The 17,460-nt window shown below is 59.9% G+C and carries 12 protein-coding genes; 4 read left to right on the top strand and 8 right to left on the bottom strand.

Going from position 1 to position 17,460, the window contains the following annotated elements; genetic code table 11:
• Window positions 1–92: 92 nt before the first annotated feature.
• From ACMX25_RS13390 to ACMX25_RS13380, 3 genes are all read right to left on the bottom strand, one after another.
• Complete coding sequence (locus ACMX25_RS13390; protein ID WP_414950484.1) at window positions 93–2,459, bottom strand: DNA polymerase II; 2,367 nt, start codon at window positions 2,457–2,459, stop codon at window positions 93–95.
• Window positions 2,460–2,557: 98 nt separating this feature from the next.
• Complete coding sequence (locus ACMX25_RS13385) at window positions 2,558–3,922, bottom strand: LLM class flavin-dependent oxidoreductase (protein ID WP_414950422.1); 1,365 nt, start codon at window positions 3,920–3,922, stop codon at window positions 2,558–2,560.
• 39 nt (window positions 3,923–3,961) lie between these two features.
• Window positions 3,962–5,314: an LLM class flavin-dependent oxidoreductase gene (locus tag ACMX25_RS13380; protein WP_414950421.1), complete on the bottom strand. Its 1,353-nt coding sequence runs from the start codon at window positions 5,312–5,314 to the stop codon at window positions 3,962–3,964.
• Between the two features lie 233 nt (window positions 5,315–5,547).
• Between ACMX25_RS13380 and ACMX25_RS13375 the strand changes: the two genes are divergently transcribed.
• Window positions 5,548–6,846 carry an acyl-CoA dehydrogenase family protein gene (locus tag ACMX25_RS13375; protein WP_414950420.1) on the top strand — a complete coding sequence of 433 codons (1,299 nt, stop codon included), beginning with the start codon at window positions 5,548–5,550 and terminating at the stop codon, window positions 6,844–6,846.
• Window positions 6,847–7,009: 163 nt separating this feature from the next.
• Here the strand turns inward: ACMX25_RS13375 and ACMX25_RS13370 are convergent, their stop codons facing one another.
• On the bottom strand, window positions 7,010–7,213 hold the full coding sequence (locus tag ACMX25_RS13370; protein ID WP_031356584.1) for a cold-shock protein: 204 nt from the start codon (window positions 7,211–7,213) through the stop codon (window positions 7,010–7,012).
• 759 nt (window positions 7,214–7,972) lie between these two features.
• On the opposite strand from ACMX25_RS13370, the gene ACMX25_RS13365 reads away from it, so the two are divergent.
• A complete protein-coding gene (locus ACMX25_RS13365) occupies window positions 7,973–8,761 on the top strand; it encodes a protein-L-isoaspartate O-methyltransferase family protein (RefSeq protein WP_414950419.1) in 789 nt (262 codons plus the stop codon).
• Between the two features lie 38 nt (window positions 8,762–8,799).
• On the opposite strand, the gene ACMX25_RS13360 is transcribed toward ACMX25_RS13365, so the two are convergent.
• Both ACMX25_RS13360 and ACMX25_RS13355 read right to left on the bottom strand, forming a co-directional pair.
• The gene (locus ACMX25_RS13360; RefSeq protein ID WP_414950418.1) at window positions 8,800–10,221 is read right to left on the bottom strand and encodes an FAD/NAD(P)-binding protein; all 1,422 of its coding nucleotides are present in this window, start codon (window positions 10,219–10,221) and stop codon (window positions 8,800–8,802) included.
• A 240-nt stretch (window positions 10,222–10,461) separates the two neighbouring features.
• The gene (locus tag ACMX25_RS13355; protein ID WP_414950417.1) at window positions 10,462–11,841 is read right to left on the bottom strand and encodes an LLM class flavin-dependent oxidoreductase; all 1,380 of its coding nucleotides are present in this window, start codon (window positions 11,839–11,841) and stop codon (window positions 10,462–10,464) included.
• A gap of 297 nt (window positions 11,842–12,138) precedes the next feature.
• Here ACMX25_RS13355 and ACMX25_RS13350 point away from each other — a divergent pair, with 297 nt between their 5' ends.
• Window positions 12,139–12,462: an HU family DNA-binding protein gene (locus ACMX25_RS13350; RefSeq protein WP_414950416.1), complete on the top strand. Its 324-nt coding sequence runs from the start codon at window positions 12,139–12,141 to the stop codon at window positions 12,460–12,462.
• Window positions 12,463–12,586: 124 nt separating this feature from the next.
• Here ACMX25_RS13350 and ACMX25_RS13345 read toward each other — a convergent pair whose 3' ends face one another.
• Entirely contained in the window at window positions 12,587–13,765 is a 1,179-nt protein-coding gene (locus tag ACMX25_RS13345) for a fumarylacetoacetate hydrolase family protein (protein WP_414950415.1), read from the bottom strand.
• Between the two features lie 45 nt (window positions 13,766–13,810).
• Window positions 13,811–15,637: an IlvD/Edd family dehydratase gene (locus ACMX25_RS13340; protein WP_414950414.1), complete on the bottom strand. Its 1,827-nt coding sequence runs from the start codon at window positions 15,635–15,637 to the stop codon at window positions 13,811–13,813.
• Between the two features lie 425 nt (window positions 15,638–16,062).
• On the opposite strand from ACMX25_RS13340, the gene ACMX25_RS13335 reads away from it, so the two are divergent.
• Window positions 16,063–17,460 carry an MFS transporter gene (locus ACMX25_RS13335; protein WP_414950413.1) on the top strand — a complete coding sequence of 466 codons (1,398 nt, stop codon included), beginning with the start codon at window positions 16,063–16,065 and terminating at the stop codon, window positions 17,458–17,460.

Raw genomic sequence — 17,460 nt, 5'->3', positions numbered from 1 at the left:
TGCGAGACAGCAAACCGGCGCCGCAGCGCTGTTAGTCGCAGGGCGTGATTTGTCCACAGCCTTGCCAACAATTTCTGTGGATATCTTCTCAGCTAAAACAACTCATGCTGACCAGACATCAACGCCTGGAAGTCGCTTTGCAGAAGCGGCAAGATAGCATCGGCGATAGGCTGCAACTGCTTCGTCAAATAGTGATCGTAGTCAATCGCAGCCCGCAAGGTTTCAAGCGGTTCCGGTCCCGCGCTGGTCATCACATAGCTGATCCAGCCGCCACGTTGATACTGCAACGGCCGCCCACGCTCGCGGTTGAATTCATCGGCCATGCGAGCCGCACGCACATGCGGCGGCACGTTGCGCTCATAAGCATCCAGCGGCCGGCGAAGGCGTTTTCTATACACAAGCAGTTCGTCAAATTCGCCGCTTAGCGTACGACGCACATAGTCGCGTACATAATCCTGATACGGTTCACCCTTGAATATCCGCAAATAGAGTTCGCGCTGGAACTGCTGCGCGAGCGGCGTCCAGTCGCTGCGAACTGTTTCAAGTCCCTTGTAGACCACTTCTTCGCTACCATCAGGCAGCATGCTAAGACCTGCATAACGCTTCTTGCTGCCTTCTTCCGCGCCGCGAATGGTGGGCATGAAAAACCGCTTATAGTGCCGTTCGAGTTGCAACTCCAGCGCGCTCTCCAGACCGAAGCGTTCCCGCACATGATCCCGCCACCACGCATTCACATGCTCGACGAGCAGCCCGCCAATCCGCGCCGCTTCTTCCTCGGTGCGAGCGTGCTTCAGCCACACGAACGTTGAATCCGTATCGCCATAAATCACTTCATATCCTTCAGCTTCAATCAGCTCACGCGTCTTGCGCATGATTTCATGGCCGCGCATGGTGATCGACGACGCAAGGCGAGGGTCGAAGAAGCGGCATCCCGTTGAACCCAATACGCCATAAAACGCGTTCATGATGATCTTCAAAGCTTGCGAGAGCGGCTTGTTGTGCTCGCGCTTCGCTTCCTCGCGTCCTTTCCAGACCTGATCAACGATGGCCGGCAAACTGTGGCGCGTGCGTGAGAATCGCGCGCCGAGAAAACCCGGTATGGAGTGCTGATCATCAGGATGTTTTAATCCATCCACCAGCCCGACGGGATCAATCAGGAAGGTACGAATAATGGATGGATACAGGCTTTTATAGTCGAGCACCAGCACGGAATCATAAAGACCGGGGCGTGAATTCATCACGAATCCGCCGGGGCTTGCCGCGCCGGCGACATCGCCGAGATTCGGTGCGACGAAACCTTGTCGATGCATCCGCGGCATATACAAGTGCGTAAAAGCGGCCACCGATCCGCCGCTTCGATCAGCGGGCAGACCCGTGACCGTGGCGCGTTCGAGCAAAAACGGCAGCAGCTCCGTCTTCGCAAAGACCCGCGTCACCAGCTCGCAATCCTTCAGGTTGTAGCGCGCGAGAGCGGGCTTGTCCTCATCGAAGCGACGCTGGATTTCGTCCATCCGCTGGTACGGGTTATCGATGGCCTTACCTTCGCCGAGCACGGTCTGCGCGACATACTCGAGGCTGAATGAAGGGAAGCTCCATGTTGCCGACCTGAGCGCTTCAATGCCATCGATCAGCAATCGTCCCGCTGCACCCGCGAAGAAATGGTTTTGAGTGATCCCATGCTGACGCCATTCCATCACGCTCCCGCCGCGACCCAGCCGCAGCGGAATCTGGTAAAGCTGCGAGTGTTCCTGCAATACGCGCAGATCGAACTGAACCAGGTTCCAGCCGATGATCGCATCGGGATCATGCCGCTCAAGCCACTCGTTGAGTTTCTCCAGCAGGAGAGGGCGGCTTTCGCAGTATTCAAGCTTGAAGTCAATGCCGCTGCTATCGCCATTGGGTGGTCCCAGCATATAAACCTGACGCTCGCCGCAGCCTTCGAGCGCGATGGAATATAGCTCCGTCTTGGCACTGGTTTCTATGTCGAGCGACACCAGTTTCAATGTCGGCCGATAACCCGATGCGGGTTTCAACTCGCTGTTCAGAAGCGGCCCGTCATCATGAGACTGGCCGGTGAACAGGACGGGCGCCGTGATGAAGCGCTCCATCATGTAGCGGTCCGGCGGAAAGACATCGGCTTCGTACACGTCGACGCCGCCCTGCTTCAGACGCCTCTCCATCCCCGTCAATTGTCGATACTGCTTGCAGTACAGGCCCAAGACCGGTCGATGGCTGAAATCAACCAGATCCAGCGGGCGCAATTCCACCTGCTTCTCGCGCTGCAAAACGGTTTCGGCGCGCTCCCGTTGTTCGGCCGGAATGAACGCGACCGAATCCTGCGGGCGCAGCCGCAGGTGACGGGGACCGTCGTCCGTCGCCAGCCAGAAGTCGACCTCCGTTCCATCGGCGGTGTCCCGCCAATGGCGGGTCAGGATAAAACCTTGTTGATGCTCAGCCAGATACCCACCTTGAAAAATGTCCTTTCCAAGGATTTTAGTGGGTACGCGAGTTCCGTGTGAGGTCGTCTGTTTACGCAGCGCTGGCCGACCTCGTCCGCTCAGGCGGCCACCGCGCTGGCCTTCTCCACCGAGTACCGGTTAGCAGGCCGCGCAAGGCCCAGATTCGCGCGCAGCGTGCTGCCCTCATACTCCGTGCGAAACAGTCCGCGGCGGCGCAATTCCGGCAACACGAGTTCGATGAAATCCGTCAGGCTGCCCGGCAAAACCGCGGGCATGATGTTGTAGCCGTCGGCGCCATAGTTGACGAAGCGTTCTTCGAGTTGATCCGCGATCTGCCCGGGCGTGCCGGCCAGTTGCCAATGTCCGCGTGCGCCCGCCACGCGCAGATAAAGCTGTCGAATCGTCAGGTTTTCACGCCGTGCCAATTCAAGCGTAAGCAGCTGACGGCTCTTGCTCGCGTTCGTTTCCGGCAGCTCGGGAATCGGGCCATCGAGTGGATAACCTGACAAGTCAAAACCACCCGTCAGACCCGAGACCAGCGCTAGGCCCACCGCCGGATCAATCAGCGATTGCAGATGCTCGAACTTCTCGCGAGCCTCGCTTTCCGTGCGCCCGACAATGGGCATGACGCCCGGCATGATCTTCAGTTCATCCGGATGACGTCCATGCTGTTCGAGGCGGCTTTTGACATCGGCGTAAAAATCGATCGCGTCCTGAAGCGTTTGCTGCGCCGTGAAGATAACCTCGGCGGTACGGGCGGCCAGTGCGCGGCCCGCTTCCGATGAACCCGCTTGCACGACCACCGGCTGACCCTGCGGCGATCGCGCAACGTTCAATGGACCTTTGACCTGGAAAAATCGTCCCTTGTGATCGACGACATGACGCTTGGCGGGATCGAAGAAACGGCCTTGCTCTTTGTCGCGCAGGAATGCATCGTCCTCCCAACTATCCCAGAGATGGTCGACAACTTCCGCGAACTCGGTTGCCCGTTCATAGCGCTCGCCATGATCAAAATGCTTGTCGCGATTGAAGTTCTTCGCTTCGTGCTCGTTCGATGAAGTCACGAGGTTCCATCCCGCCCGGCCGCCGCTGATATGGTCGAGCGACGCGAACTTGCGGGCGATGTGATACGGCTCGTTGAAACTCGTCGATGCGGTCCCGACCAGACCGATGTTCTCAGTCAAGGCGGCTAGTGCCGACAGCAATGTAATGGGCTCGAACTGAGCGATATAGCTATGCGCCGTGCGGCTCAGGAAGTCGAGGTTATCGCCTCGTGTGCCTACGCCATCGGCGAGAAACAGAAGATCGAATTTCGCTGCTTGCGCCGCTTGAGCAAGCTGCACGTAGTGCCGGAAATTGACGCCGGCGTCCGCCTGGGCATCGGGGTGCCGCCACGCGGCAATGTGGTGTCCCGCGGGATAAAGAAAGGCGCCTAGGCGCAGTTGTCCGGTTCGCTTGGCCATGGTGTGTGGGGTCAGGTTGCTTCGTGAAGGGGGAAAGCGTCAGGCACTTTTGCGCCATAAGCGCTGGTTGTCGGGGCGCGCCAAACCAAGATGCTCGCGCAACGTCGTGCCTTCGTAGCTTGTGCGAAAGATGCCGCGCTGGCGAAGGATTGGAACCACGCCGTCGGCGAAGTCCTGCAAGCCACCCGGCAAGGTATCGGGCATGAGGTTGAAGCCATCGGCGGCACCCGCTTTGAACCAGCGTTCGATGTCGTCAGCGATCTGCTCGGGCGTTCCCACGATCACGCGATGTCCCCCGCCTCCGACAAGCGCCCGGATAAGCTGGCGCACGGTGTAGCCGTGCTGCCGCGCTTGTGCCAGCGTGGCGTGAAAGAACGTATGGTTGCCGTTGCCCTGGCCGGGCAAGCTCAGGTTGTCGGGCAGTTGTTCGTCCAGTTTGAGGCGATCCGGCGTGACGCCGAGGGTGCCGGCCAGCCGGGTGACGCTATAGCTCCACGGGATCAGGTCGACGAGTTCATCCCGTCGACGCAATGCTTCGGACTCCGTGGCGCCGATGATCGTCGTGAGTCCCGCCAGTACCTTCACGGCGTCAGGACCGCGTCCATACGCCGCCGCCCGCGCCTTCAGATCGCGCCCATAGGCTAGAGATTCGTCGAACGATTGTGAGGCCGAGAACACCGCCTCGGCATGGCGCGCCGCGAGCTCGCGGCCATCGCCGGACGCGCCGGCTTGCACCAGCACCGGATGTCCTTGCGGTGAACGCGGCACGTTCAACGGACCTTGCACGGAGAAATGCGTGCCTCGATGCTGGACGGGATGAACCCGGTCGGTATCGACGAATAGTCCGCTCGTTTTATCGCCGATGATCGCGCCGTCCTCCCAGCTATCCCAGAGCGCCTTCACGACGCTGGTGAATTCTGCGGCACGGGCGTAGCGCTCGGCATGATCGGGGACCGTATCGCGCCCGAAATTGCGCGCCGAGCCCAGGTCTGCAGTGGTCACCACGTTCCAGCCGGCACGCCCGCCGCTGACGTGGTCGAGCGTGGCGAAACGTCGCGCGATGTTGTACGGCTCGTTGTAACTCGTGGAGGCCGTGCCGATTACGCCGATATGCGATGTCGCCGCGGCGATGCTGGCAAGCAGGATGGTCGGCTCGAGCGCGGTGATCGGGCGAAAGTCGATCTGGTCGGCGATCGAGGCGTTGTCCGCGAGGAAAACAGCGTCGAAACCGGCCGCCTCTGCAATTTGCGCGACCCGCATGTAGTGACGAACGTCGATGAACGCCTGAGGGTCAGCATCGGCCAGCCGCCACGCGGACGGAACGAAACCCGAATGCAGGATATTGACGTTGAGGTGAAGTTGTCGTGGCGGAGTGTTGAGAGGTTGGGTCATCTTGCTCTAGCGCTTAATAACTGACATTAGTTAACTCTGGATTCTTGACCGGGCAGCCACGCAAAGCGACGAATAAATCCGCTGATCGATATATGTCAGAGCACTAAAGCAATCGAGAACGAGCCTTGAGAAACCCGGTAAGTGCATATGGTTAGCACCTATCGTTCGTTGTCGGCGGATTGACGCGGCACTTATCCTCATCGTTCGTACCTGTTCAAATTGTGGAGAAGTGAATGACGACGTCAGCACCGGCGGACGCTGCGCTTTACGCGCGTTTCGCGGAGATATTCGAGCACATCGGTAAAGGGACCATAGAACGTGAGCAGGGCCGTGAACTCGCTCGCGATGCTGTCCAGAGTTTGAAAGACAGCGGCTTTACTGCATTGAGAGTCCCGCGCGAATATGGCGGCAGCGGCGTTTCCTTGCCGCAGTATTTCCGTCTCCTGACGCGTCTGGGCGAAGCCGATTCGAACCTGCCGCAAATCATTCGCGCGCATACCGGTTTTATCGAACAGCAACTTGAAACTGGCGATGACGCAACGCGTGAGCGCTGGCTGGGCCGTATTGCGAAAGGCGAGACGATTGGCGCGGCTACGTCGGAGCGCACCGGCTCCACGCACAACAGCGTTACCCTTGCGCCGGATGCCGATGCCGGCTTTGTCCTGCTGAACGGCGAGAAGTATTACAGCACGGGTACGCTTTATTCGGAATGGATCAACGTGGCCGCGCACGATGCGCAGACCGATCTCCACGTGCTGGTCCGAAGCGATGCGCCGGGTGTAGCGCGCACCGACGACTGGGACGGGTTCGGCCAGCGTCTGACCGCTAGCGGTACAACGCGTTTTGACAACGTACGCGTGCCTGTCGATCAGATTTTGTCGCGCTACAAAGCCTCCGAACCGCGCCGCAATTCCCTGCTGACCGCGTTCTATCAGACCGTGCATCTGGCGACGCTCGCCGGCATTGCGCGCGCGGTATTGCGCGATGGTGTCGCGTTCGTTCAGGGCCGTACGCGCACGTTCGGCGTAGCGGGGCAGTCGAGCCCGCGCGACAATCCGCTGGTGCATCGCGTAGTGGGGCGCCTCGCGAGTCTGGCGTATTCGGCTGAAGCGCTGGTCGAGTCGGTCGCAGCGGCGCTTGAGCGGGTGCATCGAGCGCGTATTGCGGGCGTGGCGACGACGGAAGATTACATTGCCGTCGATATCCAGGCTTATCAGGCACAGCAAATCGTACTCGAGCAAGTGCTCGAAGCCGCCACGCTGCTATTCGAAGTGGGCGGAGCGTCGGCGACGAGCGAGGCGCGCCGGCTCGATCGCCACTGGCGCAATGCACGCGTGATTGCCTCGCATAATCCGGCGATCCAGCGTGAGGCAGCAGTCGGCAATTACCATTTGAATGGGACGGCGCCCGAGGAACGATTCAGTCTTTCTCATTCCGCTGCCGATACAGCCGCTGCCGCTTTTAAATCAAACGCGGTGCATGGAGGGAAATCGGCGGTACAGGACGATGCATTTGCCAGGACTGGCAGATAAGACAGAGCGAATGGAGATCGAGGCCGTCAGGCGTCGATTACCATTGACGCGTTACGTGTAATGACACGCACAAACTTACTACGGGGCGCGGCCATGGATGACCGCGCCCCGGCATCATCCGCGTGACGGATGAAAACCGGCCGCCGTGACGGCCGGATCAAACTTATGCCGGCACGATATTCGATGCCTGCTTGCCCTTGGGCCCTTGCTTTACCTCAAACGTTACCTTCTGATTTTCTTGAAGGCTTTTGAAGCCTTCTGCCTTGATTTCCGAAAAGTGTGCGAACAGATCTTCGCCGCCGTCATCGGGTGTGATGAAGCCGAAGCCTTTTGCATCGTTGAACCATTTGACCGTACCGGTTGCCATGAGCGTATCCAAAATTTAGAGCTAACGAGTGAGAATAAAACCAGAGCGCCGAGCCGCGTCGCATTGCATTGTTGTGACAAGACTTCTCTAAGTCCATGAGCGCGTCCGTAACAAAAATCGCTGCGGCGCTATGCGCTTTTGGAATTATGGCGAATCAATTGTACGCCGTGCCAATAATTATTGAAGATTTCCAAACCGGAAAAGCTGCATTGCATACAAGTTAGGAAATGCAGTCGCTCAACTGGGGGGCGCCAGCCCAAATAATGGGCGCTGGAAGCGCTATTTATTGCTTACGCAGTGTTTGTCTGGACATCGGGAATCTCCCAATTGGCCGGATGTGCGGTGCCGGATATGGCGGAAATGCACTTAAGGAATACGTAATCCCGTTCATTCAGCTGCGGGTAAATTGAGCGCGTTCGTCTGGAAGTAATTTTATCCGGCAGGAATTCGGCCGCAGCGCCACGCTCGGACGACTTTACCGAAACAGTGGGCCATATCAGTGTAATTACGTCTGCTTGCCGTAGCTAAAAAACGCAATTGCTCTGCGTTATCAAGCGGCTTGCGGATTCGTGAGCTTGGTCGGTTAGGGCATCTTGACGCCGGACCAGGGCATCGGCCACGATAGCTCACGTCAGCGAAGCCGGTCATGCTTATGCACCACGAAAACCCCGCTTCCAAACCATCTGCGGATAAGGGGTTGTTGTGAATCGCAAGGAAAAGACAAGTCTTACGGAAGCAAGGGAGCATTACGCCAGATCCATGGCAGCCGCGAGCAAGTCCGATGATCCGAGGCTCGAGCGCGTGTTCGAACTCGTGCCTCGTGAGGTATTCCTGCCGCCGGGTCCGTGGAAGCTTATGATCAACAACGAGTACGTCGAGACTCCCAGCGCCGACCCCGTCCATCTCTACCAGAATGCCCTGGTCGCGCTCGATGCATCCAAGGGAATCAATAACGGCGAGCCATTCCTTCACGCTGCATGGCTCGGCGCGGTTGCGCCGCAACGGGGCGACGTGGTGTGCCATGTCGGCGCGGGTTCCGGTTATTACACCGCGATCCTCTCCGTGCTCGCGCTCCCTGGCGGTCGGGTAGAGGCGTTCGAAATCGATCCGGATCTGGCCGAAAAGGCCCGCAAGAACTTGCGCGCATTCGAGTGCGTGACCGTGACGCAAGGCGACGCGACGAAGTTGCCTTTGCCGGCGTCGGACGTGATTTATGTGAATGCAGGCGTCTTGGCGCCGCCGATCGCCTGGCTTGCCGCGTTGCGTCCGCAAGGGCGTTTGATCTTCCCTTGGCGACCGTCAGATAACGTGGGACTAACCCTGCTGGTCACTCGGACCGACAGGGGTTTTGAGGCGAAACCGCTCATGAACTCGTGGTTCATCGCTTGCGTTGGCGGGGCAACGACTGCGGATTTGTTCGTGCCACCGCCCGATGTCCACGCGGCATGGTCCGTCAGGTCGGCGTGGCTGACGTCCGAGCGTCTACCGGATGAGACCGCAGTGGCGGCTTACCAGCATGTCTGGTTTTCTTCGGCGGCGTTAGGCTGATCCATGTAGGCATGTAGGCATGTAGGCATGAGCGCGGGTCAACGCGCCGATGTATACGCCAGCAAGCTGCCATCCTTGAGCACCCGTTCGAGATGCCGGGCGATGTCAGGAGCGCCGGTCATTTCGCCGAAGCTTCCGCGTGTCATCGGGCCGAAAGCCAGCAAGCCTGGCGACACGTCGCCCTCTGCATTCCTGAGCTGGCTGCGAAGATCGGTATCGAGTCCGATCCGCACCGCGTCCAGCCGAGCGAGCCCGTTCTCCAGGAGCGACTTCACGAGCGGATTCCGGTCGATATCGCGTGCGGGTCCCGTACAGAAAACAACCGCGTCGAATGAATGCTCTTGATGCGTGCCGCCTGGATATCGCAGCTTGGCGCTGAACCGCTCTGCCGTACGACTGATTCCCACGATACCCGCCGTAATAACGCTCATCTGACCGCGTTCAATCGCCCGCTCAATCGCCGTATGAATTTGCGGCGCGATGCGAAAGCGATGGACGTCCCAGAACGCCAGCAGCCGTTTCACGACGCGGCGTTGTTCGCGAGCGGGCAGCGCGTTCCAGATCCGCGGAAGATCGAAACGCAGGGCGTCGGCGGCGGGTTGCCAGCCGATGCGGGCCTCGTCGCGCGCGATCCTCTGCCTGAGCTTGCGCACGAGTTCACGGGCGCTGGCGGGTGGAGCGGCGTTATCGAGGAAATCGGCGGCATCGGAGAAAAGACCATGCGGCTGGGCGCGTAAACCCCGGCGGGAAATTGCGCTGATGCGTCCGGAATGCCCGCGCTCGATCAGCGTGACGGCCACGTCCGCCATCGTCAGGCCGGTGCCGACCAGCAGCACGGACGCGTCCTGCGGGATCGCTCGCAACGCGTCGGGCGCCCACGGATTGGAGACCAGCCTGGGATCGTGCGAAGCCTGCTCGTCGATGACCCCCGGCGGTTTTGAGGGCGTATGGCCAAAACACAGCGCAACGCGATGCGCGTCCAGACGCGAGCCATCGTCCAGCGTGACCGTATAACCTGATTCCGACTTGCGCACGCCCGTGGCGGTTGCTCGCCGATGCGTCACGCGCACATGCGAGGCGGCCTCGGCCACGACATCGGCCAGGGTCGCGGCGACGTACTCGCCGTATCGTGCGCGCGATACGTAGTAGCTGCCTTGGCCGTCGCTGCTGCCGGCGTCGATTGCGTCGTGCGCCTGGAGCCAGCGCGTGGCATGCGTGGAGTCGCCCGCGAACAGGCTCATCCGGTCTGTTGGTACGTTGATCCGATGCAGCGGCTCAGACGTTCCATAGGCGATGCCCCGGCCGAGTTCCGCCGACGGTTCCACAATAGTGAAGTCGAGATCGACGTCAGCGGGGCAGGCACGAATGGCGTGAATGATGAATGCGATGCCGGTGAAGCCGCCACCGATCACGACGATGTTCAACGGGGTATGTCCGGATGTGTTCAAGAGCGTGCTCATGATGCTGGAGCGTCGAGGATACCTCAGTCAGTAAGCGCGGTGGATGGCGCGTAAAGCTGGAAATTCTCTAAGCATGTGAGGATTGGTGCGATTGAAACCGAGGGCTAAGCGATCCGCTACAAGGCTCGTGACGGCCCAAAAAGACGTTGCCGGCTTGTATCGGATGGCTAATCATTGGCAGGGAGCACACAGCCCGGTTCACTGGCAGCATGAATGACCGACAACACCGTATGGTCAGTTTTACTCCACGCCAGTCCGTCGGAACGATGCGCCCGTATGTTCATCCGGCAGCTTCGCGCCGCGATTGAACAACTTCTCGCGCAGGGTGCCATCGGCGTAAGCGGTCTTGTACACACCGCGTGCCTGCAGCTCGGGAATCACGAGGTCGATAAAGTCCTCGTAACTTTCAGGCGTCACGGTACGCGTCAGATTAAAACCGTCGACGCCGGCTTCGTCCATCCACGATTCCAGCGCATCAGCCACCTGAACCGGATCGCCGACGATAGTCGTGAACCGCCCGCCGAGTTTCAATTGATCGAGCAGGCGCCGCACGGTCCAGCCGGACTGTCCGTCCGTCACGCGTTGCACCGACGACTCTATGCCGCGGCTCTTGTGACCGCCCGGCGGCGCGAGTTCGTCATCCAGATCGAACTTCGAATAATCGATACCGCTGCCCGCCGCAAAATGCGCCAATCCCGCTTCGGCGCTTGCATAGCTTGCGTACTCGGCGAACTTTTCCTCGGCTTCAGCCGTGGTGCGCCCCACCACCACCGTGACGCCCATGAAGACCTTGAGACTTGCCGGGTCGCGGCCGGCCTCGGCCGCTTGCTTGCGTAATGCATCGACGAGTTTGCGCGTACTTTCCTTGCTCTGACTCGATACGAACACGCACTCGGCATGACGAATCGCAAACGCCTGCCCGCGTCCCGATGAACCCGCCTGGAACAGCACGGGCGTGCGTTGCGGCGAAGGCTCGGACAAGTGATAACCCTCTACGTCGTAGTAGCGGCCGTGATGCTGGACCTTATGGATCTTTTCCGGATTGGCGAACACGCGCGTGCTGCGATCGCGCACGACGGCGTCGTCTTCCCAACTGCCTTCCCAAAGCTTGTACGTGACATCGAGATATTCATCGGCGCGGTCGTAGCGTTCGTCGTGGGCAATCTGCTCGGTGAGACCCATCGCGCGCGCGGCGCTGTCGAGATAACCGGTCACGATGTTCCAGCCGATCCGTCCCTCTGTCAGGTGATCGAGCGTGGAAAAGCGTCGTGCCAGAAGATAGGGGGCTTCGTAAGTGAGGTTCACCGTGACGCCGAAACCAAGATGCTGTGTGACGGCTGCCATGGCGGAAACCAGCATCAGGGGATCGTTGACGGGTAACTGTATGGATTCCTTCAGCGTCAGGTCGACCGACGCCTGATAAACGTCATACGCCCCCACGATATCCGCAATAAAAAGTCCGTCGAACAGTCCGCGTTCAAGCAATTTTGCGAGATCCGTCCAGTATGAAAGCTTTCGGTAATCTTGCGACTGGTCGCGCGGATGCGTCCACAAACCATGGTTGATATGGCCAACACAGTTCATGTTGAACGCGTTCAGGAGGATCTTTTTCTTGCTCATGGGAGTGGCACGCGAAGGGTGGGGCGAGAGAAGGAAAGCGAACGAAGACCACAAAACCGCTTATATGAAGCGGTTTTAGCAGCGTTTCGCCGATAAAGGCAGCGGGAATGGTTGCATGGCTTGGGTGCCTTGCAAACTATTGAATCGGCATTTGCATTCCATATGGAGTCTCGAAGAGCGGTATCTCTGGCGTTGAAGAGGATAAACCGGGAGCAAACCCGAAACAAACCCGCGGTCTATTCGCAAGAAAACGGATTTGCCTCTAACGGGCGCGTCCGGTAAGGTGACGCTTCCACCATGCACTCGCATGGGCAGTGCGTTGTACCCATCTTTGAGAAAACAGAAATGAACAAGCAAGAACTCGTTGACGCCGTGGCGTCCGCCACTGGTACGAGCAAGGCAGCAGCTGCTGAAGCTATCGATGCATTCATCTCGACCGTCACGCAAGCCGTTGTTAGCGGCGACAGCGTTCAGTTCGTCGGTTTCGGCACGTTCAGCACCGGCGCACGCGCTGCGCGCACGGGCCGCAATCCCAAGACTGGCGACACCATCCAGATCGCAGCCGCAAAGACGGTCAAGTTTACCGCTGGCAAAGCGTTCAAAGACCTCGTCAATCAGTAAGATTGACGAACGCGTCCTTGCCGGGTTTGCGTGGGTTTGCGGACAAGGACGCAATCGAGCGGCGCTTATTTTCTTCTGATCTTTTTCCAGTCGTTATCAGAAGAATGCGCCGCGTCGAACCCGCTCAGGAAACGCGCATGCTGCCAAGCACGCCGCGCGCCGCCAGGTTGCGATAGAGCGCACGTACCCCGAACGTCCATGGCGTAATTTCCGTCGATAACCGCACGGTGTTGACGATCGCGCCCAGCGATGGCGTCGAGATAGTCACCACGTCGCCCAGATGATGCGTGAAGCCGCCACCCGGTGTGTCGCGATCCTTGATCGGCGAAAACATGGTGCCGAGAAACAACATGAAACCGTCCGGATACTGATGGTGCGCGCCATGCGTCTGCGCAACCAGGTCCGCCGGATCGCGGCTGATCTCGCGCATGTGGCTGACGCCGTCCAGCACAAAACCATCGTCCGCGCCTTCAATGCGCAGCGACACGCTCGCCTCGCGCACGGCGTCGAGCGTGAACGTGCCGTCGAACAGCCGCACGAACGGCCCGATCGAGCATGAACCGTTGTTGTCCTTCGCCTTGCCGAGCAGCAAAGCGGAGCGGCCTTCGATGTCGCGCAGGTTCACGTCGTTGCCGAGCGTTGCGCCCACTATTTCGCCCGCGCTGTTTACCGCCAGCACGATTTCCGGCTCGGGGTTGTTCCACTTCGATGTCGGATACAAACCCACGTCCGCACCGAATCCAACCGAGGACATAGGTTGTGATTTCGAAAATACTTCGGCATCCGGACCAATTCCAACTTCCATGTATTGCGACCACGCACCGCGGCGCTCGAGTTCAGCCTTCAATTTTGCCGCCGCTTCGGAACCGGGTTTTATCTTCGACAGATCCGCACCGATCAACTCGTTGATCATCGCGCGGGTTTCCTGCGCCTTGCTTGCGTCGCCGCCCGCGTGTTCCTCGATCACACGTTCGAGCAGGCTTACCGCGAACGTCACGCCGCACGCCTTGATCGCCTGCACATCGCACGGCGCCAGCAAATGCACTGCGCCGGGGGACGAATCGAGCGACGCGTTTATCAGCGCATCGACTGAGCCAAGTGACTCCCCTGGAGCGTGGCGCGCGATCTCCACGGCATCGTCGCGATCGAAAAGATCGGCGGTGGTGGCGACTGTCGAAGTGATGTCGACGACTTCGCCGCGCCGCACGACGATCACCGAGGGTCCGTTGACAGGCGCAGGCCGCCAGACGCGGCCGACCAGCAGCGCGTCGTCAAGGTCGGAGGGGAGGTAAGCGTAAGGCATGTTGTGTGTCTCCAGAGATGTCTGAACGGCAGGCGTACGCGTGCCCTAGTGGTTGTGCCGCGATTCGCCGCGCGTCTCGACAATGTTCAGGTAAAGCGTGGCCGGTTCGAGGCATGCGCCGCTGCCTTGCTGTCCGACCATGCTCCGGTAGATCTCTTCCCATGGCGTCATGTTCTTCAGCACGGGCGGCTTCCATGCGGCGCGGCGTTGGGCAAGTTCAGCGTCGGGGATCATCAGGTCGACCTTGCGCGTCTTCAGGTCGATACGGATCTTGTCGCCCGATACCAGCAATGCAAGGCCGCCGCCAACGGCCGCTTCCGGTGACACGTTGAGAATGGACGGACTCGCCGACGTTCCGCTCTGACGGCCATCGCCAAGCGTCGGCAGGGTATCGATACCCCGTTTGAGCAACGCAGCCGGCGGCTGCATGTTCACCACTTCCGCGCCACCTGGGAACCCGACCGGACCACAGTTGCGGATTACGAGAATCGAGCGCTCATCGACGCCGGTTTCCGGGTCTTCAATGCGCGCGTGATAGTCCTCCGGGCCTTCGAACACGACGACCTTGCCCTCGAACACGTCGGGATGGTCCGGGTCGGCGAGGAAGCGCTTGCGGAACGCCTCGTCGATTACGCTGACCTTCATGACGGCGCTATCGAAGAGGTTGCCCGACAGCACGACATATCCGGCCGACTCTTTCAACGGATTCCCATACGCGCGAATCACTTCGCGATCGGGCGTGGGAACAGTGGCCAAGTCCTCGCCCAGCGTACGGCCCGTGACCGTGCGTACGTCTGCGTTCAGGCGGCCCGCACCGAGCAGTTCCTTCATCACAGCCGGCACGCCGCCTGCCCGGTGAAATGCCTCGCCAAGGAAACGTCCGGCGGGCTGGCAGTCAACCAGCAACGGGACTTCGGGACCAAGACGCTGCCAGTCTTCTAGCGTGTGATCGACACCCATGTGACGCGCGATCGCGATCATGTGAATCGGGCAATTCGATGAGGCACCGAGCGCGGCCGCGGCGACCACGGCGTTCTCGAATGCGCCTTGGGTCATGATGTCCGACGGACGCAGATTCTCCGCCACCATGCCGACGATACGCTTGCCGGTCGCATACGCCATCCACCCACGTTCGCGATGCGGCCCGGGAATCGCTGCGCAACCGGGTAGCGACATGCCGAGCGCTTCAGCAAGCGAGTTCATGGAGAGCGCTGTGCCCATGGTGTTGCAATGCCCGACCGAGGGCGCTGAAGAAGCCACCATGTCCATGAAACCGGGGTAGTCGATCTCGCCGGCAGAGAGGCGTTTGCGCGCGTCCCAGATGACCGTGCCGGAGCCCGCAAGCTTGCCGTGATACCAGCCGTCGAGCATGGGTCCGCCCGACAGCACGATGGCGGGAATGTTGACCGTCGCGGCTGCCATCAGGCACGCGGGCGTGGTCTTGTCGCAGCCGGTGGTGAGGACGACGCCGTCGATCGGATAGCCGTGCAGGATTTCAACGAGACCGAGATACGCGAGGTTGCGATCGAGCGCAGCGGTAGGGCGCTTGCCGGTTTCCTGGATCGGGTGAACGGGGAATTCAAGCGGAATGCCTCCGGCGTCGCGGATGCCGTCGCGTACGCGGGTCGCAAGCTCAAGATGATGCCGGTTGCAGGGCGCGAGATCCGAACCCGTTTGCGCGATGCCGATGATCGGCTTGCCTGACTGCAGCTCTTCGCGCGTGATGCCGTAATTCATGTAGCGCTCGAGATAGAGCGCGGTCATGCCGGGATTGGAGGGATCGTCGAACCAGCGGCGGCTGCGCAGACGCGGTGTTGCGGTGTCGTCGGTGGTGTGGGTGGTTTGAGTGTGGGTGGGATTCGATGAGGTCATAAGCGTCAATGTCTCAGGTTATTTTTTGGGGACGGCTGGGCGGCTTAGCGCGTGTCAGTGTCTGGTATTGCGCGAATTGCGTGTATTGGGTAAGCAGTTGGATAAGCAGTTGGATAAGCAGCTTTTCGATTGTCTCGAACGACGTCGGCTATTGCCGTACGGGTTTCTACCACCGCCTTGAATATGTGCGTTTGCAGCATGGCGCTGGATCATTTGAGAATACATCGAGTGTCGCATTGCTGAGGCGGTGTTCGCTTGCGCATGGTCACTCCTCATGCTAAATTGATTCTCAGTTGTTACCGGTAACAGTATCAAACGCATACCGGTATGTCCAGAATAAAAGAGACGCGAAGAGCGAGTACCGCCGACGTCAGATTGGACGCAGATGCATAAAAAGGCGCAAGCCCAATAATCAGGAGACAGAAGTGAATTCTCATCCGTCAACGCTCGCAGGCGATCCGGTACCGTCGGGCAACGAACACGCCGATACCGCAACGCCACCCGTCTCAGCACGCCAGTTGCAACGCGCAACGCTCACCGGTGCGGTGGGCAGTGCGCTCGAATACTACGACTTTGCAATCTACGGTCTCGCGTCCGCGCTCGTCTTCGGTCATATCTTTTTCCCATCGCTTGGCGCGACTGCGGGTTTGATGGCGAGCTTCGCTACTTATGGCGCGGGGTTTCTCGCGCGCCCTTTCGGGGGCTTGTTTTTCGGATCAATCGGTGACCGGAAAGGGCGCAAGTTCGTGCTGCTCGTGACTATTGCGATCATGGGTGCATCGACGACGCTGATCGGCTGCTTGCCGGCCGGGTCATGGGGCGCGGTGCTGCTCGTCGTGTTGCGGCTTGCACAAGGTTTTGGCGCCGGTGCCGAGCAAGCCGGTGCATCCACGCTGATGGCTGAAGTTTCGCCGATCAAGCGGCGAGGCTTCTTCGCGGCGTTGCCGTTCGTCGGCGTGTTCGCCGGGTTGGCGCTTGCGACGTTCACGTTCAGCACCATGCAAAAACTGCTTGGCGAAGAAGCGATGCTTTCGTGGGGATGGCGTGTGCCGTTTCTCGGTAGCGTCGTATTGATCGGCGTTGCAATCTGGATTCGTCTGCGCTTGCGTGAAAGCCCGGTGTTCGCGAAGCTGGAAGCTTCGCGGGAAGTGATTCGTTCTCCGATGAAAACCGTCATTGCCACCGCGCGCCGGCCTTTGCTTGCCGCCACGCTGATGCGCTTTGCCGAGCAGGGCGGTTCGACCATCTACAACACGATCGTGATTGCGTTCCTCGGCGGTTTTGTCGCCACGAAAATCGGCGTGCCGCGCGGTCAGTTGGCCGCGATCGGTACGACCGGGGCGTTGATTGCGAGCATCGTGAGTATTGTCACCACGCCGATGTTTGGTGCGCTGTCAGACCGCATCGGACGCCTCACGGTTTATCGCGGCGGTGCGATTTTCCTGCTGCTCTGGTCGGTGCCTTCGTGGTGGATGATCAGTACGGGCGATCCGGTCTGGGTCACCGTCTCGATGGTAGGTGGTCTGGCGTTCGGGGCGAACAGCATGCTCGGCGCGCAGTGTGCGCACTTCACCGAGCTCTTCGGCAATCGTTATCGCTATTCAGGCGTGGCGCTTGCGCGCGAACTGGGCGCGGTTTTATCGGGTGGCATTGCGCCTTTGCTTGGTGTCTATCTGATCGGTTTGTCGGGCGGCGCGTTCTGGGTGATGGGCGTCTACATGGCGGTTCTCTGTGTATTGACGCTGGTTGGCACGTTCCTCTCTACCGAGACACGTGAGCGTGATCTGACCTTGCTCAACGACGCCGTGGGCAAGGGCAGCTAG

This window comes from Caballeronia eucalypticola (assembly GCF_047608185.1).
Taxonomy (GTDB): Bacteria; Pseudomonadota; Gammaproteobacteria; order Burkholderiales; family Burkholderiaceae; genus Caballeronia.
This window is presented reverse-complemented; position numbering and strand designations above follow the sequence as displayed.